The sequence below is a fragment of the uncultured Draconibacterium sp. genome (assembly GCF_913060805.1).
In the GTDB taxonomy this organism is placed as follows: domain Bacteria; phylum Bacteroidota; class Bacteroidia; order Bacteroidales; family Prolixibacteraceae; genus Draconibacterium.
In genome coordinates this window covers 114,548-138,680 of the sequence record NZ_CAJXTC010000006.1, presented here as the reverse complement: position 1 = coordinate 138,680, position 24,133 = coordinate 114,548, and the positions used below count along the sequence as shown (strand labels likewise).

The window sequence follows — 24,133 nt, the reverse complement described above, 5'->3', positions numbered from 1 at the left end:
TCGGGATTTCGTTACTCATATCTGAGTGCCTCTACAGGATTTCGTGTAGCCGCCCGCCAGCTTTGCCAGCTAACAGTTAGCAGAGCAATTCCCAAAGCCAGCACGCCGGCCAGTGCAAAAATCCACCAGCTTAGTGTCGTTTTGTAAGCGAAGTTTTCGAGCCATTTATTCATGGCGTAGTAGGCAACGGGTGTTGCAATCACAAAGGCAATTACCACCCATCTTATAAAGTCTTTATTCAGCATAGAAAGGATTTCGGAAACTTTGGCGCCATTTACTTTTCGGATGCCTATCTCTTTTGTGCGTTTTACCGATGCAAACTCGGCCATACCCAGCAATCCCAGGCACGATAAAAACAGCGCCATTAGAGAGTAGATTTTTATCGCCTTAGCCTGTTGCTCTTCTTTCTGGTACATGGTGTTAATCCAATCGTCGTAAAACCTGGGGTTATTAGTCATTGATGGTTCAAACTCCTTTAATGTGTTTTGAATATCCATTAATGTTGCTTGCAAATTGTTCCCTGCAATCCGAATATTAAGGTGACTAACTTCATCCGGCACATAATTCATTTGAAGGTAACCTAACTCTTCATGCATATTCTTAAAATGAAAGTCCTCAACAACACCCACAATTTTTTTACCCCAAATTTCCTGTCCTTCAATCGTGTTCATTTGCAGATAATCGTAAGTTTTTTTGTTTATAATGCAAGCTTCTTTGTCGGTAACACGAAAATTACGCCCCATAACCAAATTAACTCCAAAGGTTGAAAGAAAAGAAGTATCAGTATTCATACTCACCAGTTCATCAATTTCATACTCCACGCTATCGCTGATCCAGCTTCCTGATCCATAACTATATATGCTAAAAGGTAATCCGTGTGTACCGGAAACGTTAATAATTTGTGGATTATTTAAAAGCTTTTCCTTAATGATATCTGCTTTTCCACGGGCCTTTCCCTGCAAACCAATTTCAAGCAGAAGCTCTTTCTCGAAACCAACATCTTTTGTTTTTACATACCTTATTTGCTTATTAATTGTGAGTAAACAAATAATTAAAGCTACAGTTACCGAAATTTGAATTGTATTATAAACTCCCCGAAAACCTGAATTTTTAAGCTTTATATTACGCTGCAACAAATCAACCGGATTAAACTTTGCAGCTACCAAAGCAGGAATTAGTCCTGAAATCAAACCAATAACAAGAAAAATGATGGCTACGGCCAGTAAGACTGAAGGTTGTTTTAATGCTTCAAAAAGATCTATTTTGCGGTTGAACAACTCTTCAAAAATTGGGCTCAACACGCTCGCAATTACCAGCGATAAAATTAAGGCTACTAAAAAAGCAATATAAGACTCACCTACAAACTGGTAAAAGATGGTTTTGGTTCTTGCCCCTGATGTTTTCCGAATACATATTTCTTTAAAACGCTCGTTATTAAATGCTGTGCTTAGATTTATATAGTTGAATATTGCCAGCACAAGTATTATTATTGCGATTATTGCTAACAACTTGATCATATTTACATTAGCATGTACATAACTATCACCCCTGCTCTTATCGAAATAAATTTCCTTAAATGGTTGAATCATCAACTCTGCTTGTTCATAGCCCTCGTATGATTTTAGGATATCTTTTATTTTACTTTCAGTTTCCGATGGAGTTGCTGCTTGATTTAAATAGAAAACCATATCATACAAGTAGTATTTCTCCTCATTATATCCCCTGTAAGATTTCCAAATATTTTGTTCGAGATTAAAAACGACATCATACTTTAATGAACTTGTTTTTAGGGGAGTTGCGATTACTGCCTTAACCGCTTTCTCTTCCATATCACCAAATTCTATAATTTCACCTATCGGGTTTTTCTCACCAAACACTTTTTGGGCAAATTCTTCGGTTATCAGCACGTCAGATTTTGCTAAAAACAAATCCTCCTTTTGTCCTTTAACAATATCAACTGAAAATACATCCAAAAAATTTTCATCTGTTGCCAGTGCTGTAGTCCAATCTTTTTTATCGTTGTAATTGTACAACACACCATTTCGATTGAGAATACACATGTTTTCAATTTCGGGAGCAAGTGCCATTACTTCTTCGTAAATCCGTTTGGGTATTTGCAGATTCTCATCGGACTGTTTTATCCGGTACATATTGTCGATATGCGGGTAATGCTTATCAACACTTTTTTCCTCGATGATAAATGATACAATTAGCACCAAAACAGCCAAACTAACTGCAAAACCACCGATTGTTATACTGTATATCAGCTTTTGCTTTTTAAAATTTCGAAAGTAAGATTTTAGGATTGTGTACATCGACGAACGTTTTTACAGTTTAATTCTAATTTACTCGTACCGAAGTGCTTCAACAGGATTTCGCGTAGCTGCCCGCCAACTTTGCCAACTAACTGTAAGCAGTGCAATTCCCAAAGCCAGTACTCCTGAAAGCGCAAAAATCCACCAGCTTAACGTGGTTTTGTAAGCAAAGTTTTCGAGCCATTTATTCATGGCGTAGTACGCAATTGGAGAGGCAATAATTAAAGCCACAACTACCCAAATCACAAAGTCTTTATTCAGTAAAATCAGAATTTCAGAAACGGTTGCTCCATTCACTTTGCGCACACCAATTTCTTTGGTCCGGTTCAGACTGATCAGGAAAATCTGGCCAAGAATTCCCATGCAGGTAAGTACGATTGCAATTATTGAAAAGAAAGTAATGGATTTGGCCAACTTATCTTCTTTTACATACATGGCCTGAAACTGGTCGTCGTAGAAAGTAAATTCCATGGGATCGTCCGGTAACAGGCGCCCCCAAACTTTCCGAAGTTCACTAATTTGCTGTCCAACGTTTCCGGGAATCAGTCGCAATGAAAGCGTATTATACTCGCGGTCGGATTCATAAATCAAAGCAACCGGACTTAGCGAAGAATGCAGTGATTCCACGTTAAAGTTATTCACGGTCCCCACTAAATTGTAGCCGCCTTCTCTTCCATTGTTAAATTTTTTGCCATCAATATTTTCCCAACCATAACGTTTTATTGCAGCTTCATTCATTAAACAGGCCTTCCCTTTATCGCCCGCCAAAAAGTTTCGCCCATCAAGTAGCTGAACGCCCATCGTTTCCAGGAAATTTTCCGTTACGTAAATACATTCCACCATAAATTCATCGTCTTGTACCCCACTTCCCATGCTCATATTAATGTGCCCGGGATAACCGTTACTCAAAGCGCTACCTGCCACAAAAGGAAGATTGCTGAACTCATTTCGTAATGCTGTCTGATTTTTGCTCAGCCACGGAAGTTCAAGCCTCAACAGATGTTCTTCGTTAAAACCTAGATCATAATGTTTTACGTATTGTAGCTGTTTAAAAATCAGCATCACAACCGCAATCAGGGCAATGGAAACCGTTAACTGAAAAGTAAGCATTAGCTGTTTACCTAACTGCTTACCATTTCTCCTCCGTCCTCCCTGCAAAAAATCGGTAATATTAAACTGCGATAAAATATAAATAGGCGCTAAACTGTTCAGAAAAATAATGCCGACAATGGTACCCACAACAACTGGCAGCAAATGTTGCAGATTAACATCGGCAAGATGGATTTCTCTTCCAAATAAGGTTCCGGTTGACGGTAAAAGCAGCGACACCAACACCACTGAAATAGTCAGCGCAATTAAAATTCCTAAGGTAACTTCAATCAGCGAATCGATGAGCAAATGTGGTTTCCCGGCACCATTGGTTTTGTTGATGCCAATTTCTTTCATTTTTGCATACTGCATTGAAACCGTGTAATTGAGGTAATTAATGCTGGAAAGGAGAATAATCAGAATAGCAATTGCCATAAAAATGTACAGCATTTTTGAATTGCCTTTGGTATGCTCATCGGTCCAACCCAATTTTGTCGGAGAAAGATAAATATCGGATAAACTTTGCAGGGCCAGGCTATCGGTAGTGGTATTAAATTGCCCGATGGAGGCATTCATCTTTGTTGAGAAATCATAAGAATCGATTTCATTTTTTAACAGAAGAAAGTGCTCGACGGGAAATATACAAACGCCGTTATTGCACGCTTGTGCCATCTGATACTCTTCATTCTCGCTATTGAGCAGTAATTCGGCTTTAAAACTCGAATTATCCGGCAGATCCTGCATAACTGCGGTAACCGTTGCCGTAAAGAATTCTTCTTTAATTGTTCTACCCAGCGGGTTCTCATCACCAAATAGTTTTTTTGCCACCGACTCGGTAATTACTGCCGAATTTAGCTGACTAAAAGGCTTTTCCTCCAAACTGGATAAAACGGGTATTGAAAATACATCGAAGAAGTTATTATTGGTGGAAACGATGTACTCAACGCGTGTGTAATTTCGTGTTTCAGGGTCTTTAAGTGTAATCGGGAAATAAGAGAACCCGAGCGGACAGGCTTTTTCAACATCCGGGTAATGCTCTGCAATTACAGCGTTGATTTTGTAATCGAGTCCCGATTCATTCTTCTTCGCATCATAAAGGCGGTAAATCTGTTCATGTTGGGCAAAGTGTTTGTCCACATTGTGTTCCGCGCTGTAGAACAGGGCTATTAAAATACAGGCTGTAAAACCAATGGCAAACCCACCAATAATAAGCGATGAATACAGCTTATTCTTCAACAAATTCCTGAATGCCAGTTTTATTTTAAATCGTAACATAGTTTTCTTTTTTAATTGTTCGTATCGAAGTGCTTCGACCCCGACTATTCTGTCGGGATTTCGTCACTCATATCTGAGTGCCTCGACAGGATTTCGTGTAGCAGCCCGCCAACTTTGCCAACTAACGGTTAACAATGCAATTCCCAAAGCCATTACTCCGGCCAGGGCAAATATCCACCAACTCAAGTTGGTTTTGTAAGCAAAGTTCTCCAGCCATTTGTACATGGTGTAGTACGCAATCGGGCAGGCAATTACAAAGGCAATGGCTACCCATTTCAGAAAGTCTTTATTTAACAGCGCCAGGATCTCCGAAACTTTCGCCCCGTTTACTTTTCTAACTCCAATTTCTTTGGTTCGTTTGCGGGTATCGTACAACGAAATGGCAAACAGCCCGGTTGCCGAAATCAGGAAGGCGATTATAGTAAAGATGATGTAAATCTGGCTCAGTCGTTTTTCTTTTTGGTAGAGCGTTTCTATTTCGTCGGCGAGGAAAGTGTATTGAAATGCCTCGCCCGGATTGTTTTTTGTAAAAAGTCCCTCCACAAATTGTAATCCCGATTGAGTTGCTCCCTCCTCGAATTGAATCAGAAAGTTAGCTTCCATATCTTCAAAAAACAAGATCATCAGCGGCTGAGGACGCACTGAAAGGTGCTCAAAATTAAAATCTTTAACCACGCCAATAATTTCGTATCCCCCATTTCTTGACCATGATTTATTTAATATTTGTTGTGTTGAAATATCAGTAATTCCCCAATACTTCATCGCGGCTTCGTTTATTACCAGTTTTTCATCGCGGCTTTTATCTATATCGCGATCAAAAAACCTTCCTTCAACTAACTCAAGTCCTAATAGGTTTGCATATTCAGGAGTTACAGTAAGCGATTTTTCTGTTGTATAATCTTTTGTCCCACCATTTAATTTCCACGACATTTCAAAAGGATCGATTGGGGCATGTCCCAACGAAAAGGCTTTTACAGAACTGTTACTTTCCAGTTCATTTTTTACAAACTGAAAGCTATTTTGGTAGGCATCATATTTTTGTCTCTTCTCCTCATTAGTCATTGCGTCATCAAAATGCGGCTCATGAAACATCTGGGTACAAATGGTATTTTCGGCAGTAAACCCAAGGTCTTTATCAAGCATCAAATCCAATTGTCTGAAAACAACTATTGAAGCAATGAGCAACACAAACGACAGGGCAAACTGAACGGTTGCAACCACATTTCTACCGGCCAGTTTCGACGTGCCAAAAACCTGATCTTTTAAGCTGTTTGTAATCGGAATTTTCAGATAAACCAGCGACGGATATACCATTGACACCAGAATCAACGCTGAAAGAACGACAACATTCAGTACAAAAATTTGCCAAACTGATGGGTTCAAGTCCACTCCGGCTATTTGATTAAAATAAGGAACGACTACCTTAAAAGTCATGGTAATTAAAACGGCTGCAATAAAAATCAGCAAAACAATTTCAGAGAGCTTTTGATAAAAGATATGCCGGCTACCGGCTCCTGTAATTTTATTGATTCCTATATTCTTTACCGATGAATTGATATTTATAATTTGAAGGTTCGAGAAGTTAAGCAACGAAATCAGGAAAATTACTCCCATGATTGCCCAAAGCACTTGAATACTCTTTTTATCGCCGTGTTTTGAAACAACTCCGATGGTATCAACTCCTGCATTGTTAAAGTACATTTTATTAAAGGCAATAACATCAGAAATACCGTCTTTATAGCGTTCATTCTGTTGCCCAACCTGATTAAGTTTCTCCGCGAAATCAGCCTTATTAAAACCATTACCGGCCAGAATAAAATCACCTCCCATTCTGCTGTATCGCATTGAATGGTCAGGAATCAAAAAATCAAATTCCATAGAACTATTGGATGGAATATCCGCCAATATTCCTTTTACTGTATATAGTTTTTGATTGTGGGTTGTTACCACAACATTTTTACCGATCGGGTCTTCGTCGCCAAAAACCTTTCGAGCAAATTCTTTTGAAAAGATCAGTGCTTCCGGATCATGCATTACATTTTCTTTGTCTCCCCGTGCCAGTTCAAAATCGAATACTTCGAAGAATGTACTGTCGGCTACCATTCCGGCCGGAGAAAACGACGACTCGTTATAAGTAAATTTTATTTCGCCTTTCTGATACTTTTTCAGCGTTACATACGCTTCAACTTCAGGATACTTGGCATATTCAAAATCAAAAAACAAACTTGCTTCCCAGACTTCAGGTTTACTTTCAGGCGCATCTTTATAAGTTACCATGTAAATATCTTTCTCGCGCTTATGAAAATCGTCCATGGTAAGCTCGTTGTGCACGTAGGTAAATAGTAACGATATACAAAGCGCACACAGGAAAACAGTCAGAATGCTTCCGGCAAAAATTAAGCGGTTGCTTCGGAAATTTCTTATTGCGTATTTTAAGTAATGTTTCAGCATTATGGAAATTCTTTGTGTATTTATTTAGTTACTCATATCGTAAAGCTTCAACCGGGTTTCTAGTTGCGGCCCGCCAGCTTTGCCAACTCACGGTTAATAATGCAATTCCCAATGCTAACGCTCCGGCCAGGGCAAAAATCCACCAGCTCAAAGTTGTTTTGTAGGCAAAGTTTTCGAGCCATTTATTCATGGCGTAATAACCAAGTGGGCAGGCAATAATTGAGGCAATTAAAATCGACTTAATAAATCCACTGTTTAGCAAGGCTATAATTTCGCCTATATTGGCTCCATTTACTTTTCGTATTCCTATTTCTTTTATTCTGTATTCTGAAAGTAAAATTGCCAATCCTAAAACTCCAATAACAGATATGATGATTGAAATAATACAAAATATAGAAATGAGTTGAGCTTGTCTCTCCTCAGCCTTGTACATACTGTTTAACTGTTCATCCAGAAAACGATAATTAAACGTACGTTTTTTCTCGAATTGGCTATAAACGTTATTAATATGTGCAATTGTATTAGAAACATTTTGCCCCGATATTTTTACGCTTAGTTTATTGTGGCGTGTTTCGGTGAGCCAAAATGCCAGGGGTGTAACCTCTTCTCTTAACGATGCATATTTCATGTCTTTTACAACGCCAATTAAAGTACCGCTAAAGCCAAATCCCGGAATCTGTTTGCCCAAATATTCGGTTTCCCAGCCAAAATCTTTTAAGGCAGCCTCATTCATTATGAAATTATTTTCGTCCGACTTAAGATTCTCTGAAAATGCCCTTCCATCCACAATCTCAAATCCCATAAAATTCATATAGCGCTCGTCAACCGGCCAGCACTTGAAGCTAACACGCTTACCATCAATGTCACGCCCCCAGCCCATTCCTACTCCACCGGGTATAAATTGAGAAAAAGCATAGTCCGTGATATTACCATTCTTTTCTAATTCACTTACAAACGCATCTTCGTGTTCTTGTATCGACTGAGTAATATCAACGACCACAATGTTTTCTTTATCAAATCCCAGGTCGTAGTTTTTGAAAAAACGAACCTGCTTTTCAATAAACAACACACCAATAATCAGAAAAATAGAGATTCCGAATTGCAGAACCGTTAAAACCTTTCCGGTGAAATTACGTTGCTGACCTTGCGGCACATTTCCGCTTAAAGCCCTTGCCGGAGCCATATTTCCATTCATCCGGGCCGGTATCACAGCAATTACAGCTCCTAAAAGAACTACCAGTATCCAGCATAAGGCAAAAATCCAAACGTAATTTTTCAGATGAAATTCGTACGAAAAAATATCCGGCCAGAAATAAGTCACGACAGAACTCAGTATGATACTTCCAATAAACGCCAGGGTAATTATTATTACCGACTCTGAAATAGCTAAGAACAATAAATGCTTTTTCGTTTCTCCTAAAACCTGACGAACATTGACAGCTTTACGCTGTTTGGGAGCATTGGCAATGGCAAAATTCAGGTAGTTAACAAAGGCCATAAATAGCAACAAAGCGGCAACTACAACCAGCGAGCGGGTAAAAAGCAGGTTCCCACTACCCATTTGGTTATTAAAATGTTTTTCTTTTATCGGTAACAAACTAAAGGAAAAATCCTCGGTCGAATTTTCTTTCCAATCTTTTACACCTTGCGATTCATTCATTTTAAGAATTACCTCGGACAAGGAAGCATTTTCGGGCAATTGGTAATAGTGATTAAAACTATATTCCGACCAATTGGTTGCCCATGAAGCGGTTGGGAAAGAGCAAAAAGCATCGTATTCGTGATACGAACTATTTTGCGGAAGATCAAAAAATACTCCTTCAATTACAAACGGCGATTGAAAATTGGCATAGATGGTTTTTCCAACAGGATTTTCATTCCCGAATAACCTTTTAGCTCCTGTTTCAGAAAGAATAATTCCATCATTTTGTGCCAAGGTATTCAGGTCTCCAAACTTCATTTGCAAATCGAACATCCGGGCAAAAGTGGAATCAACGGCCCTGGTTGCAAGATTCACGCTTGCTTCTCCATCCTTTTCCAAAGAATAAGTACTGGCTCCCCAGGCAAACGAACAAAGCGTAGACAATTCAGGAATGTTCTCGGCAAAATAATCGGCCATCGGATTTGGCAGAAAATAAGTCGATTCATTTTCTCCATTTTCATCCGAATTCATTTCAAGCATGTATACTTGCTTGTAATTCTTATTGTACTGGTCGAAAGTAAATTCATTCCACAAATAAATCGACAATAATACAAATGCAGCAAACGAAACAGACAAGCCAATTAAATTGAAAAAGTTGGTTTGTTTTGCTTTTCGTATAGAACTCCAAATCGTTAAGAAATAATGCTTCATAAAATTTAATTGTAAGGGTGATTATATTTGGTTTTGTTTAATTATTCATATCTGAGCGCCTCATCCCGATACGCTTTGCTATCGAGGATCTTCGCCTTACTCATACCGTAAGGCTTCGACAGGATTTCGCGTAGCAGCCCGCCAACTTTGCCAGCCCACTGCCATAAAAGCTATAAACAGTGCAAATGCAGCACTAAGCAGAAAGTATACAGGACTAATGGAAACGCGGTTTACAAAATGTTGTAACCATTGATGCATGGTAAAATAGGTGCCAACAAAAGCGATAACAATGGCAATCAGTACGAGGACAAACGTTTCTTTCAGCAGCTCACGAACAACCTGTGTTTCGGTACTGCCAATTACTTTCCGTATTCCAATCTCCTTTTTCCGGCGGTTTACATTTAGTACCGAAAGTGCCATTAAACCAATAAAACTGATGATGATCGCCAGTCCGGCACCGGTAGTAACCAGTTTTATCATACGCTCTTCGTTGGTGTATTTATTGGCGTAAACATCAGTCAACTGAAACTTGCTAACAATAAGTTCCGGCGAATAACTTTTAATTACCTCATCAATTTGGGCCAGCTGAGCAGAATTGCTTCCGGTTTTTGTTCGCACATAAAGGTTATTTACGTTGTTGGGTTTGTTTGTAATAACAAGAGGTTCGACGGTAGCCCCGGGATGATCGATGTAGTAAAAATCTTTTGCAATGGCGATTACCGTTAAGGGTTCTTTGAACATTTGAACCAAGCTCCCAACTTTTACATCAGCTCCCAACATTTTTGCAGCCGCTTCGTTAAGAATTACCGCATTTCTATCTGCTTCCGATTTATTGAAATAACGACCATCAACCAATTCCAACTGCATGGTTTTTGCAAATCCGGGATGTACCCGGTACTCATTTACGCTATTCAAATTTCCAGGATCGCCATATTTTTTTATTCCCTGTCCGCTTGAACCCTGCCCCATGCCATGATCAGAAAAAGCTACATCTTCTACAAATGCCAGTTGCGTTAAATCATCAGCAATGGACGACGCACTTCTTCGCACCTCGTTATTCAGGTTGGTAATGCCGATTACATTCTCGGGATTAAAACCAAGTGGTACTTCTTTCAAATAATTCACCTGGGCAAATACAATTACCAGCGCACTAATGAGAAAAACCGAAATGGAAAACTGCGAAATAACCGCAATGCGCGACAAAGTGCTTTTGCGTTTAACTTTAGTTGATTTTCCTTTGAGTGCATTTACCAGATTTAATTTCGACAAATAATAACTTGGATAAGCACCCGAAACAAAGATTAAAACTGTTAGAATTGCCAAAACCAATAAAATGCCGGAGAGGGAAAACATGTCCGACAGCTCGATCTGGCTTTTCATTAATGAGGCAAACGCAGGCTGAACAAGTGCTGTTAATCCCAACGCCAGCACAAACGATAATAGACTGATCACAGATGTTTCGGTAAAGAATAAACGACTCAACGTGCTTTGCGTGGCTCCCAACGATTTTCGTGAGGCAATTTCGGCGATCCGTTTTTCGCCATGCAAAACATACAGGTTAATGTAGTTTACCATGGCAATTAGCAGCACCAAAAAGGCAATGCCGGCAATAATAAACACGTGCGTTAAATTGGCTTTTGGCGAAAGATCGAAATCAACAACGGTATGCAAATGCAAATCTGCCAGCAGTTCTGTTCCGGTTTCTACAGTCGCGTTAAACGGTTCACCCCATGGTTTCATCAACTCGTTGTTTGCAACAGCAATTTTTTCGCCAACCGTAGCTAAGTCAGCATTTTCATCAATTCTGAAATAGGTATAAAGTTCCAGCCCTCCCCAATTTTCGGGATGAACCGTCTGCATCGACACCAGTAAATCGAAATTAAAGTGCGTGTTATTGGGTAAATCATTAATTACACCCGTTACTGTAGCCGGCTCCTCCGAAACATTCAAAACCCTGCCAACACAATCAATGGTGTTAAAAACTTTCAGTGCAGTTGACCGGGTAATTACCACGTTGTTTTCACCCACCAAAGCGTCGTTGGTGTTTCCCTGAACTAACTCCAATCCGAATACATCGAAGAAATCCTTATCAGCAAACAGCAATTGCAAGTTGGGGAATTTTTGTTTCTCGTATTCCGCTGTTGTTCCCCATCCTCTGTAAATTTGTGTGGCCGATTGTATTTCCGGAACTCTCGACGGAATTTCAGTGTAAGAACTGCGCAAACAGATTCCCCAATTTGTAATATTGCCTTCTTCGGAAACTGCGTTGTAGAGTCTTAAAACATTGTTTTTTGTTTTAAAATGCTGGTCGTAACTTAACTCGTGTTTCAGGTAAACCGACAACAGCAATACTGCACTTAATCCGATGGCTAATCCGGGCAGGTTTACAAAAACCAGCAAGGGATTTCGCCGAAACATTCTGAATATAAATCGTAAATTTTTCATGGCGGATATCATTTTATGGTCAATCAGGCTTATTCAAAAAAATTAAATAATTAGTACGTCATGTTGAGCGTAGTCGAAGAATGTATTTTATGTCATACATTCTTCGACTCCGCTCAGAATGACACTCTGGATTACTTTTTTTGACGCCCCAATATTCAACCTGTTACAACAGGATTTCTCCCATTTCCTTTTTCACCTCTTCGGTAATGATCATACCATCGAACAGGTTTACAACGCGGTGGGCAAATTCTGAGTCGTGCAGCGAGTGAGTCACCATAACAATGGTTGTTCCTTCGCGATTGAGTTCGGTAAGCAGGTTCATTACTTCCAATCCGTTTTTCGAGTCGAGGTTACCTGTCGGCTCATCGGCAAGAATAAGCTTCGGATTGGCAACTACCGCACGGGCAATGGCCACACGTTGCTGCTGACCACCCGAAAGTTGTTGCGGGAAGTGTTTCGCACGGTGAGCAATTTTCATTCGTTCCAGTACTTTCTCTACCATTTCTTTTCGCTCGCGCGCTTTTAGTTTGAGATAGATCAATGGAAGTTCCACATTTTCGTAAACGTTCAGCTCATCGATCAGGTTAAAGCTCTGAAATACAAAACCGATGTTTCCTTTGCGCAGCATAGTGCGGTTGCGTTCTTTTAGCTGACCAACTTCCGAACCGTCGAAATAATAGTTACCGCTGGTAGGATTATCCAGCAACCCGATGATATTCATTAAGGTTGATTTCCCACAACCCGAAGGTCCCATAATGGCCACAAACTCACCTTTTTTTACGTGTAAACTTACCTCATTTAATGCACTGGTTTCCACCTCTTCTGTGCGAAATACTTTTGTAAGATTTTCTGTCTTTATCATGATATTTTTGTTATTTGATTCTACTCGTATTTTTTACCCTTTTGTCTGTCGACATTTTCCCTTAAAAAGGGAAAAGCTTTCTGAACTTATTTTCTGCTAAACAGATTAGAACGTTCTCCCCTCGTGAGGGGAGATGCCGAAAGGCAGAGGGGTAAAGCTATTCGCCCTCTGCTTTTACTTAAACACAATCCGATCATTATCACCAAACAAATCGTAGCTGGAAGTAATTACTTTCTCGCCCGGTGTTAAACCTTCCAAAACTTCGTAGTATTGTGGATTTTGTTTCCCGATACGAATGCTGCGTTTTTCGGCTTCCGTTCCGTTGTCGTTCAACACATAAACCCACTGGCCGCCGGTACTTTGAAAGAAACCACCTTTTGGAATTAACACCGCCTTTTCGGGTTGACCAAGCTGTAATTTTGTATGATATGTTTGTCCGGTACGAATGTTATCCGGTTTGTCTCCTTCAAAGATCATGTCAATTTCGAACTGTCCTTCGCGCACTTCAGGGTAGACCTTTTTAACGGTAAGGTTATAGTTTTCACCCCCGCGATCGAACGACGAATTCAAACCACGGCGAACGCGGTCGATGTAATGCTCGTCGATAAGCGCATTGATTTTAAAGTCGGTTAAAATATTCACCATACCTATTCGCTGTCCACGGGCGATTGACTCCCCGATCTCAGCATTTAATAAGCCCAACTGACCGTCGGCAGGAGCTTTTACATTCAGGTTATCTAAACGCAGGCGCGCCATTGCCAGGTTATCACGCATATTGTCCAGACTCTCGTCCATGTTTTTCTTTTGGTTGGCACGGAAAATCGAGTCCTGTTCAAATTTCAGGTAAGTCAATTCCTTTTCTTTAAGTGCCAGTTCGTAATCTTCTTTGGCTTGCAGATAGTCCTCGCGGGCAATCAGGTCATCGTCGTACAATGCTTTAAATTGCTTGTATTTTCGCTCGGCCTGTGTTACCTGAAGATCGATCTGCAACTTGGCACGTTGGTTACCGATTTGCTGCTGCTCAATGGCAATTTGTGTATTCCTAAGTTCGTTGGAATGGTAGGCCATATTCGACTCGCTGTTCATAATGGTGGTGTTCAGGTCGTTGTTTTTCAAACGAAGAATAACGTCACCTTTTTTTACCATCTCGCCTTCTTCAATGAAAATCTCTTCCACTTTTCCGCCTTCTTCCACATCAAGGAAAATGGTAGTAATCGGCTCCACTTGTCCAATTACAGTAATGTAATCATTAAACTCGCCGTCGGTTACGGAACTTATGGTCAGCTTGTCTTTCTCGGCCCGAAACACCGAACCGCTGCTTCCCAAAACGACTTTGTACAACAGAAAGGCAAACGCCAATCCGCCAACAATCCAAATAATGTGCTTGGCTTTTAAGCCTTTCTTTTTTTCAATTTTTTTATCCATTCCCATATCTATGGTCTTTACTTTTTTCAATTAATTTTCTGTCAACTGCAACTGATTACTGAGCACTTTCATCCAACTCCCAAAAGCGCTGTCCGCGATAAAACTGCAATACTTTCATTTTTATCTCCCACTGCGTACGCGAGCGCAAAACCTGACTTTGTGTGTTTGCCAGGCGGTTTTTAGCAATGTAGTAATCGTTAATGTCAATCAGTCCCTGGTCGAATTTCTTTTCAGCAGCCTGAAAAGCCAGTTCGTCAACCTCAGTGCGTTTTACATACTGACTGTGTTCTTTGTATAAAGCTTCCAATTCTGTAAGGTCATTCACCATCTCGAAAAACATTTTTTGACGTTCATCGTCCAGATTATTTTGGGCACGTTCCAGTTCCAGTTTTGCCTTTTTTACCTCGGAACGATTGCTCCACCGGCTAAAAACCGGGATACTTAACGAGGCTCCCACATACTGGCTTTTGTTGTTTTTCCACTGATCGCTAAATGCCAAAGTATTACCCTCGGCATCGGTGTTGGTTTCGTAAAAACCGGTACCTATCGAGCCACTGGCATAAATAGACGGATAAAGTGCCGAACGACTTAAAGCAAGACCTTTTTCGGTGGCTTTCACGTTGGCATAAATCGACTGGTAATACGGCGACCAACCGGTGTACTGCTCAAAAAGCTGTCGCGGCTGAGCCACTTGTTCGTTTATTACCACCGACGATTCATCCACCAGTTCCATTTCCTCAGCAGAAATAAGATTCATCATCTGCTTTAGTTTCAAAGTCGCTGTTTCCAAAGTGTTTTCAATCTGAATTTTGTTGAGTTCTTCGCGCTCCAGATTGGCGCGCATGTCCAATAAGTCGGTCTTGGCTTTTAACCCGACTTCCACTTTCTTTTCTGTTGTTTTCAAACTTAGCTTCGAGGCTTCTACCTGCTCATTGGCAATTCCGAGCATTCCTTTATAGTAAACCACATCAAAAAAGGCCACCATCACGTTAAACGCCAAATCGTCGGTTGCATTTATCCGAATGTATTCCGAGGCCTGTTTTCTGAATTTCTGGTATTTTATCTGGTTCTGAATACGAAATCCATCAAAGACAGCGATGGACGATCCCAAATCGAAGCTGCTGGAAAAAAACTCTGTATTGATATAATCGTTGGTATTCGGATCCGCCGAACGACCGAAACTTAAACCTGCCCTGGTTGAAGCACTTATTCCCGGCAACATGTTGCGTTTGGCTTGCTGCACGTCTTCCAGCGATAGTTTTTCAAGAATCTCGTATTCCTTTAAATTAATATTATTTTCAATGGCATAAGAAATACATTGGCTCAGGCTCCATTTTTGCTGGGCCTGAACCGTATTTCCTATCATCAAATAAAAAATTATAATGAGAACTATTCGTTTCTTTATCATCGTGTAAAAATTGTTTCCACTCCCCGTGCCATTATAATGCCACAAACCTTTTACCCTGATTTCGTGCACCTTACAAATTGCCCTCTCTTAAAAACGTTAAAATTATTTACAGAAAATTGTAAAATATTTTTACAGTTGATTGGAATTGGTTTTGGCTTGATCTAATTTTGATCCATCAGTTCCAAAATCAATTGTCATTTCGAACGCAGTGAGAAATCTGTTTCTTCAGAATAAATTGCAAGAGATTTCTCAGTCGTTCCTCCTTCGAAATGACAACAATATTGTACACCATGCCAAAAGGAAATATCTTAATAGTCGACGACAACAAAAGTATCATCAGCACCCTGGAAATTTTGCTGGGCCAGGAATTCGATGTCGTAAAAGGACTTACCAATCCGAATTTGATTCCCAACGAACTCAGGATTGGCAACTACAATGTTGTTATTCTCGACATGAATTTTCAAGCCGGAATAAACACCGGCAACGAAGGTTTGTATTGGCTCGAACAGATTAAAAAGAGTTATCCCGAAATTTCGGTAGTGCTGATCACCGCCTATAGCGAAGTGGAACTGGCCGTAAAAGCACTGAAACAGGGAGCCACAGATTTTGTGCCAAAACCGTGGGACAACAGCAAACTGCTGGCAACGATTAAAGCTGCCGTTCAACTTAATTTTTCGAAAACAGAAGTTGGAAAACTCCGGCAAAAAGAAGCCGGTTTAAAACAGGAACTCAACCGCGATCAGAAATTTATTATTGGCTCGTCGCCACAACTTACGCAGGTGATGAACATGGTGCGCAAAGTAGCAAAAACCAATGCTAATATCCTGATTACCGGCGAAAACGGAACCGGGAAAGAACTGATCGCCCGCGAAATACACCGCCTTTCGCAGCGCCGAAATGAGGTTATGGTAAGTGTTGACATGGGCGCCATTAGCGAAACACTTTTTGAAAGCGAACTTTTTGGCCACGTAAAAGGTGCTTTTACCGATGCCCGCGAAAACCGCGCCGGTAAATTTGAAACGGCGCACAAAGGAACACTTTTTCTCGACGAGATAGGGAACCTTTCCTTTCATTTGCAAGCCAAATTGCTGGCCGCCATTCAGAACCGTGAGTTTATGCGACTGGGATCAGACAAACCGATTCCGGTTGATATACGACTGGTTTGCGCCACCAACAAAAAACTGGAAAACATGGTAGCCGATGGTTTGTTTCGCGAAGATTTGTTGTACCGCATCAACACCATTCAGATAGAGGTTCCGCCACTGCGCGAAAGAGGCGACGACATAATTGTTCTGGCCGATTTCTTCCTGAAGAAATTTGCTGCGAAATACGAAAAACACGGCCTGAAAATTAATCAGCCGGCACAGGAAAAATTGTTGAAATACAATTGGCCCGGCAACATTCGCGAACTACAACATACCATCGAAAAAGCTGTGATCTTGAGCGATTCAATGGTATTAAAACCGGAAGATTTTTTCTTTAAACAGGTATTTGCATCGAAGTTTGAAGACGAGCTGCTGACCATTGAAGAAATGGAACGACGCATGATCGTTTCGGCCATCGATAAAAATGCCGGGAATATGAGTCTGGCTGCCGAAAAGCTCGGAATTACACGCCAAACGCTGTATAATAAAATTAAAAAATACGGGCTATGATCAGTAAGAATCTATACGTCAAAATCCTTGTCAGAGTCCTGCTTTTGCTGGCCGGTGCCCTATTTTTGGGGTGGCTTATCTTCGATCAAAAAGCTTACGTTTTTGCCATCATCCCCTCGCTGTTTCTTTTGGGAGTAACCATCAACCTCATCTACTTTCTTAACCGCATTAACCGCCGGATTTTCTACTTTTTCGATGCCATCAGAAATGAAGATTCTACGCTTCGGTTCCCGAATAATATCAACCACAAAGTTATAAACGACCTGAACCAAAGCCTACAAAAAGTAAACTCACAAATACAACAAATCTACCTGGAAAACCAGAAGCAGGAACAGTATTTCCAGGCACTGCTGGAACACGCTGCCACGGGCATGTTCACCTTCAACAGAAAAGGTTTTATTCTGCATTCGAATAAGCTGGCCAAACAACTTTTTGAAGTGGATGTTCTTACGCACATCAACCAGCTGGAGCGGATTGATCCTAAACTCTTTCAAACCATAAAAGAGATCCAACCGACAGAACAACGTCTGATTACACTGCACTTAAAAAGCGGAATTTTTCAACTGCTCATCAAGTCGAATTCATTTATCTCGGAGAAAGATGAGTTGATGCTGATTTCGGTGCACGACATTAAAAACCAGCTGGATGAAAAAGAGCTGGAATCGTGGCGTAAACTGATACGTGTTATGATGCACGAGATCATGAACTCCATCACTCCGGTTACTTCGTTATCTGAAAGTCTGGCCGGATATTTTTACAAAAACGGGGCAATGGTGTCGCCGGAAGATATCAATACAAAAACCATAGTGACAACTATTCGCGGATTGGAAGTTATTCGCGAGCAAGGCAAAGGACTGATCAATTTTGTGGAGTCGTACCGAAAGATCACACGACTTCCGGCTCCTGAAAAGAAAGTCTTCCAGGTGAGTAACCTTATCGATCATATCCGAATTTTATCGTCGTCGTTTGAGAATGCCGACCATGTGGAGCTATCGTGCAATGTTACTCCTGAAGAACTGGAATTGCATGCCGATGAAAAACAGATTTCACAGGTATTAATCAATCTTGTAAAAAATGCGTATCAGGCCAATGAAGGCAATGAAAATGCAAAAATAACGATTAAGGCAATGGTGAATGAAACAGGTCACCCGACCATTTCTGTTACCGACAATGGACCGGGAATTTCGGAGGAGTTGATGGATAAAATCTTTGTTCCCTTTTTCACTACCAAAGAAAATGGTTCGGGGATTGGGCTCAGTATTTCCAGGCAAATCATGCAATTGCATGGTGGCAGCCTGAAAATGAGCTCTGTTCCTGATAAATATACTTCAGCGGTTCTGGTTTTTTAAGCAAAAAAAGGAGGCTGTCGAACCCGACAACCTCCCGCCAACTAAACTAGACTATGTATGAAAAACTAATTATCTTATTTCATTTTTTGACCTTAAACGGGTGTGAGACAAACACTACCAGGTCGCTTTTCTGTTGTTCTGATTAACTGCAGCTCCCTTACCGTTGATAATACTTTTAACTTCACTCCCCTCGTTTCCGCCAAGCCAAATAGTAGTTGCCTGATGAAAGTTTTGTTCAAGACTTTGTGGAGCTTCAATAGCATAATCAACAATAGCGGCACTGTTAAAAAATACGTTGTAAATACCCAGTCCCCAGGCTTGGTGATTTTTAACGTGATCGGCTACTTTATAGGATGCATATCCATTTTTGCCGTCATGTTGCCAGGCTTCAGGAGTTGGCACAAAGTATGGCATTTCGCACTGGTAAAAATAAACTGTTCCATTTTCGCCGTTCCATATGGTTTGATATTCCTGAAAATGCTCGTTAAACAAGCCATAAATCGTAATATCATTACCGTTTACCGTTAAACCATTCGCTGCTTTGTTAATATCCCAACCAACACCATTGCCGTGATCTGCGCGCCACAGCCAAACATGATCAACCACAACATTGTTACTGTTTATGGTTACACAATTATTTGTAGTACCTGCATGAAAACCTCCTACACGAATAAAAAGATCATAAATGAATGTGGGATTTTCGCTGTGATCCAAATTGGCATCTGGCTCTCCAATCTGAATCAGTTGATCTGTTTTAGTCAAACCGGCATCCACCAGAATACTACCTAAAGTTACATTATCAACATCGGCAATTTTTATCACCGGTTTATCTCCTTCTGGAATCAGCGATGGCATTCCCATTCCAATAACTATTGTGCCCGGATTTTTTACTTCAATGCTGTTTTTCAGCCAATAAATTCCGGGAGTAAAAAGAATGTTTTTCCCATCAGCCAAAGCGGCATTAATACTTTCAGAATTGTCAACTTTTGGATTAGCAATATAAAATTCCGAAATACTAATTTTTTTGTTGCTGCTCTCTTTCGTGCTGTCCCAACTAACACCTTTTGTATTCTTTTTTAATGCGGGAACCTCAAGCCACAATTCGCCCGAGTCATTCATGCTCCAAAACGGTTTTTCACGAACAAATGGCGTATCTTCTATTGAAAGATAGGGTTTGTTTGGCCAATCTGCCTCGGGTGCTCCAATAACACCTAAGGAAACCATATTCCACAGTCCTCCGTTACAACTTTCCCATTCGCTGTTGCGTGAAAACCACTGTTGCTGACCACCAAAAACTACCTGCCCATCAATTTTTGAATCGGCTAAAAATCCTCCGCTGGCAGCGCCATTATCATGAAGTTGCAAATTACCTTTCACATGAACTCTCCGCATTGGAGCAGCTTGCGAAACTCCCCAAACATTGGTCGAATCGGTTGATGGATTTATCGTTAGGTTTTCTACTGCCCGCCAAAAATTTATTAATACACTACCATTATAAGTTGGTGGTGCAACTGCCGTTACCGAACCATTAATAGTAACATCGTTTGGAGATTGACCCAAGCCGATAACATGTGTATAATATCCAACTTTTACATTGAGCTCATACTCGCCCGGTTGAAACAAAAAGGCAATACGATTCTCGTTAAATTCACTCTCATTAGTTGTTTGAATAGCGTAGATTGAATCGATTAAATGCTGAATGGTTCCCATTTCCATTTCGGGTGAGAACAGGTATGCATTTTCGCCCAGATCGGTATAATCAGGGTTCTCCGTTTTGTTGGCCAAATTACATTGACTCAGAAGAAATAGTAGAAATAAACTCAGATATGTTTTATTCATTTTAGCGTTCTTTTTCAAGGTTCCAACTCCAAAAGTTGATGAAAATTCTGGTTATAAGTTTGTAACGAAACTATATTTTCCGGATTTCAGAGAATAAACCGCTTTCCCATTTTCAAACTTAAGCAGTTCGCAACCATTCGCATCAATAACATCATTTTCCGATTTTGCGGGCAAATACAATGTTGCTGAAGTGTTGGCCGGAACAGTTGCTGTGTAAGTCAACTGACCGTTTTCAACTTCCCATTTACTGTAGATTTTACCGTACATCGATTCGTAATAACCTTCTGCCCATGTCATCTCTCCTGTTGGATCGGGTGTTGGTTGCAGGATAAACTTTTGAAAGCCCGGCTCATCACGTTGAATACCTAACGAGTAGGCAATCATCCATTGTCCGACGGCACCAAACGAATAGTGGTTAAACGAGTTCATACTGTTGTTTCCGCCAAAACCGTTCTCAACTGTATAACCATTCAGGCGTTCCCAAATTGTTGTGGCGCCCTGATCGATAGAATACAACCACGATGGATACTGATTATTTTGAAGTAGTTTATAAGCATGCTCGTTGTACTCGTAATCCGAGAGTGCTTTGCTCACCCACGAAGTACCGATAAATCCGGTCATTAATGAATATTCCGGGCGTTCGATACCTTCGTCATCCAGATTCTTACGCTCAATACTTTCGGCAAGCCGTTGCGCCATTTCTTGCTCTTTGTCTTCATCAAAAGCTCCAAGTGCCAAACCAACGGCGTAAGAAGTTTGTGTATCTGCCAATTTGAATTCAGCTTTTTGCCCCGGAGGAGCACCAAATCCGCCCCCACCAATAAGGCCAAGCGTTTTTCCTTCGTCGTTCACAAAGGTTTTATTGAAAAACTCTTTTCGATCCTGATACATGTTTTCGAAACGTGCGGCATCCTCTTCCTTTCCCAGTAATTCTGCTGTATTTTTAATAATCCACAAGTCGTAAACGTGATAAGCAGTTGCCAAAAATTGCGGTCCAAGCTGGTTGTTTTGTGGTCCTAACCAGTCGCCCAACTGAACATCGCTGCTCATTCCTGTTTTTGGATCAATCGACTTGTCAAGGTACTCGATGTAAGCCACCATTGCATCGTAGTGCTCGGCCAACAGCGCCTCATCGTTGTATTGCTGATATACCTCCCATGGAACTGTTAGTCCTGCACTTCCCCAAAGCAAACCTCCAAAACCACCGCCAATCGGAGCAATATCGGTAAACTTACCACTTGCTTTTTGAACGTCGCGCATGGCAATCATATGCCTGCGCAAGAACTGAGAAGTATTGGAAATATATGTTGCAGTTCGTGAGAAAACAGAAATATCACCCGACCAACCCATGCGCTCATTACGCTGCGGACAATCGGTTGGCAAGGTCAAAAAGTTATCGACATTCGACCAGGTAAGGTTCGACCAAAGTTGATTTACTTTTGAATTTGAAGTTTTATAATCGGCAGTAAGCTCAACCACCGAACTAATTGAAACACCCTGAACAGCTTCCAATGGCAACGGTTGATCGATACCGGTAATTTCGATATACTGGTAACCGTGCGAAGTAAATTTTGGCTGGAAAACCTGTTCTCCGTCTTTCATAATATACATATCCTGACTAATGGCTGCGCGGTAATTCTCCGTCATAATCATCCCCACATTATCGCCCGATTCTTCCAGATCGGGGTACAACATTTCCGACACACGAAGAATCATAGTGTCGCCGGGAGCACCATTGGCTATGGTAATTTTTGGCACACCAACAAAGTTCTGCCCCATATTGTAAACATAAACACCCGTCCGCACTTCGTCCATGCTTTGTGCCGTTAATGTAGTGTATTGCCCGGCGTTGTCACCAATCTGACCGATCAGTTTCATTTCATCATAATTGAACTGGGTAACCTCGCCGGTAAAATCCCTTTCTTCCTCATCGAAAGTAGTTCCTTCAAGCGGAACAATAGAAGCCGATACCCATTCGGAATTATCAAATCCGGCCTCAGACCATCCTGCGATTTTTTCTTCTTTCGTGGCATTATAAATCTCGCCAAGATCAAGACTACTGTATTGAATTGGTCCGTCGCTATAAAATTGCCAGTCTTTATCGTTACTTACTATCACATCTTTTGAACCATCGTCGTATGTAATTACCAGTTTTGCCAGCAACGATTGACGGTCGCCAAAATGGTTCCAAATGGCACCAAAACTTAAAAGTCCACTCCACCAACCTTCAGAAAGCATTGCTCCCATAGCATTCGCTCCTTCCTGAAGTTGATCGGTAACATCGTAGATTTGGTAGAAATGTGTTTTGTTGTATTGTGTCTGCCCGGGATTATAATAGTCGTTTCCTACCTTTTCTCCATTTATTTGAACCTCGTAAATACCGCGGGCAGTAACATACAAACGAGCCGCTTCTATTCCTTTTTTCGTATTGAATTCAGTGCGTAACATAGGTGCTGCATTTCGACTCGGATCGGCAACAATAAAACTACCGGTCTGGCCTCCTTCAACAACATACGCATCATTCTCCACCTTCACTTTCCCCGCGAAAATTCCATTATAATTGTCCGAAAGGTCTTCTTTAAAAAGTGTATTATTTGGCGTCCGGTCATTAAAAATTTCCAGATCAGAAAAAGTAGCTTTTTGTCCAGCCTCCATTGAGAAGCCCATATCGCAAACCATCCCGAACGGAATATAGTCGTGATTGTGTCCTATCGGGTTCAGGATTATGGTTGCCCCACTGTTACCCGGCCCAAACTGTGGCATTCCACCACTTGGCTGATTGGCTTTATTGCTTACAAAAAAATCATCCTTTCCGTCAATGCTAATCGTAATTTTTCCATAAGCACTGTTAAATGCGATATTATGAGGGGCATATTTGTTTTTCGAATTGATTACAGAGGATTTTACCGTAAATGTTTTAAACGGTTCATTTGCATCATCGTTAGGTGCGTAACCGGCGCGGTAAATATTCATTTTAGCTAATCCATTTGCCGACTTTTCAAGGTCTGAAATATCCAATTCGAGCTTGATGTAACTTTCGTTGAGCTTGTTTTCGAGCTGGTAAATGTTTTTGTATTTATCCATTAAACGAAGGTCGTTGGCACCATAAATAAAACCCGCTTTTGTACTTCCTTCTTCAATTGCCACCTTGTATTTCAATCCAAAAATCAATTGATAATCTGCAAAGAAAACAAGGTCGTCATCACCTCCGCCAATCCATTGGGCGCCGTCCCATGCTTCAATATTTGGGTTCATCATTCCGGTTTCGTACCATGAATTTGCTGCATGCATTTCATTGTTTTGATCCCAGACATTCACTGTCCAGTTATATCTTGTCTCGGCTTTTAATGGTTTACCGGCATATTCTATCGCCAAAGCTTTACCATCGTCAATCTTACCCGAGTCCCAAACAAGTTCGCCATCGGCACTCGTTACCTGCAATTGATAAGCAGTCTGATAAAATCCATGTTGATTTTCGGGAGCTTTCATTTGCCATCCGAAGCGCGGAAGTTCCACATCAATTCCCAAAGGATTTGGCATATATTCAACGGTGAGTTTATCAATTGCCACCTTTTCTTTTGAACAGCCAAACATAGCAGCTAAAACCACTACCAGCAGGTATGCAGTTAAATGTTTTTGTAAGATTCGAGTTTTATTCATTTTCTGG

General features: G+C 40.8%; 12 protein-coding genes. 2 read left to right on the top strand and 10 right to left on the bottom strand.

Annotation, left to right across the window (positions count from 1 at the left end; genetic code table 11):
• Window positions 1-11 precede the first annotated feature (11 nt).
• From QZ576_RS05375 to QZ576_RS05340, 8 genes are all read right to left on the bottom strand, one after another.
• A complete protein-coding gene (locus QZ576_RS05375; RefSeq protein WP_297094838.1) occupies window positions 12-2,315 on the bottom strand; it encodes an ABC transporter permease in 2,304 nt (767 codons plus the stop codon).
• Window positions 2,316-2,345: 30 nt separating this feature from the next.
• Window positions 2,346-4,679: an ABC transporter permease gene (locus QZ576_RS05370; RefSeq protein WP_297094836.1), complete on the bottom strand. Its 2,334-nt coding sequence runs from the start codon at window positions 4,677-4,679 to the stop codon at window positions 2,346-2,348.
• Window positions 4,680-4,742: 63 nt separating this feature from the next.
• Window positions 4,743-7,130: an ABC transporter permease gene (locus QZ576_RS05365; protein ID WP_297094834.1), complete on the bottom strand. Its 2,388-nt coding sequence runs from the start codon at window positions 7,128-7,130 to the stop codon at window positions 4,743-4,745.
• Window positions 7,131-7,158: 28 nt separating this feature from the next.
• Complete coding sequence (locus tag QZ576_RS05360) at window positions 7,159-9,483, bottom strand: ABC transporter permease (protein WP_297094832.1); 2,325 nt, start codon at window positions 9,481-9,483, stop codon at window positions 7,159-7,161.
• Window positions 9,484-9,579: 96 nt separating this feature from the next.
• Window positions 9,580-11,928 carry an ABC transporter permease gene (locus QZ576_RS05355; protein WP_297094830.1) on the bottom strand — a complete coding sequence of 783 codons (2,349 nt, stop codon included), beginning with the start codon at window positions 11,926-11,928 and terminating at the stop codon, window positions 9,580-9,582.
• 163 nt (window positions 11,929-12,091) lie between these two features.
• Window positions 12,092-12,790: an ABC transporter ATP-binding protein gene (locus QZ576_RS05350; RefSeq protein WP_297094828.1), complete on the bottom strand. Its 699-nt coding sequence runs from the start codon at window positions 12,788-12,790 to the stop codon at window positions 12,092-12,094.
• A 174-nt stretch (window positions 12,791-12,964) separates the two neighbouring features.
• Window positions 12,965-14,245, bottom strand: a complete 1,281-nt coding sequence (locus QZ576_RS05345) for an efflux RND transporter periplasmic adaptor subunit (RefSeq protein WP_297094826.1) — start codon at window positions 14,243-14,245, stop codon at window positions 12,965-12,967.
• A 25-nt stretch (window positions 14,246-14,270) separates the two neighbouring features.
• A complete protein-coding gene (locus QZ576_RS05340) occupies window positions 14,271-15,581 on the bottom strand; it encodes a TolC family protein (protein ID WP_297094824.1) in 1,311 nt (436 codons plus the stop codon).
• Between the two features lie 311 nt (window positions 15,582-15,892).
• Between QZ576_RS05340 and QZ576_RS05335 the strand changes: the two genes are divergently transcribed.
• On the top strand, window positions 15,893-17,278 hold the full coding sequence (locus tag QZ576_RS05335) for a sigma-54 dependent transcriptional regulator (RefSeq protein WP_297094822.1): 1,386 nt from the start codon (window positions 15,893-15,895) through the stop codon (window positions 17,276-17,278).
• On the top strand, window positions 17,275-18,627 hold the full coding sequence (locus tag QZ576_RS05330; protein WP_297094819.1) for an ATP-binding protein: 1,353 nt from the start codon (window positions 17,275-17,277) through the stop codon (window positions 18,625-18,627). The genes QZ576_RS05335 and QZ576_RS05330 overlap by 4 nt, the downstream gene beginning before the upstream one ends.
• Window positions 18,628-18,741: 114 nt before the next feature.
• Here the strand turns inward: QZ576_RS05330 and QZ576_RS05325 are convergent, their stop codons facing one another.
• Window positions 18,742-20,466, bottom strand: a complete 1,725-nt coding sequence (locus tag QZ576_RS05325; protein ID WP_297094818.1) for a coagulation factor 5/8 type domain-containing protein — start codon at window positions 20,464-20,466, stop codon at window positions 18,742-18,744.
• 51 nt (window positions 20,467-20,517) lie between these two features.
• Window positions 20,518-24,126, bottom strand: a complete 3,609-nt coding sequence (locus QZ576_RS05320) for a family 78 glycoside hydrolase catalytic domain (protein ID WP_297094817.1) — start codon at window positions 24,124-24,126, stop codon at window positions 20,518-20,520.
• Window positions 24,127-24,133 lie beyond the last annotated feature (7 nt).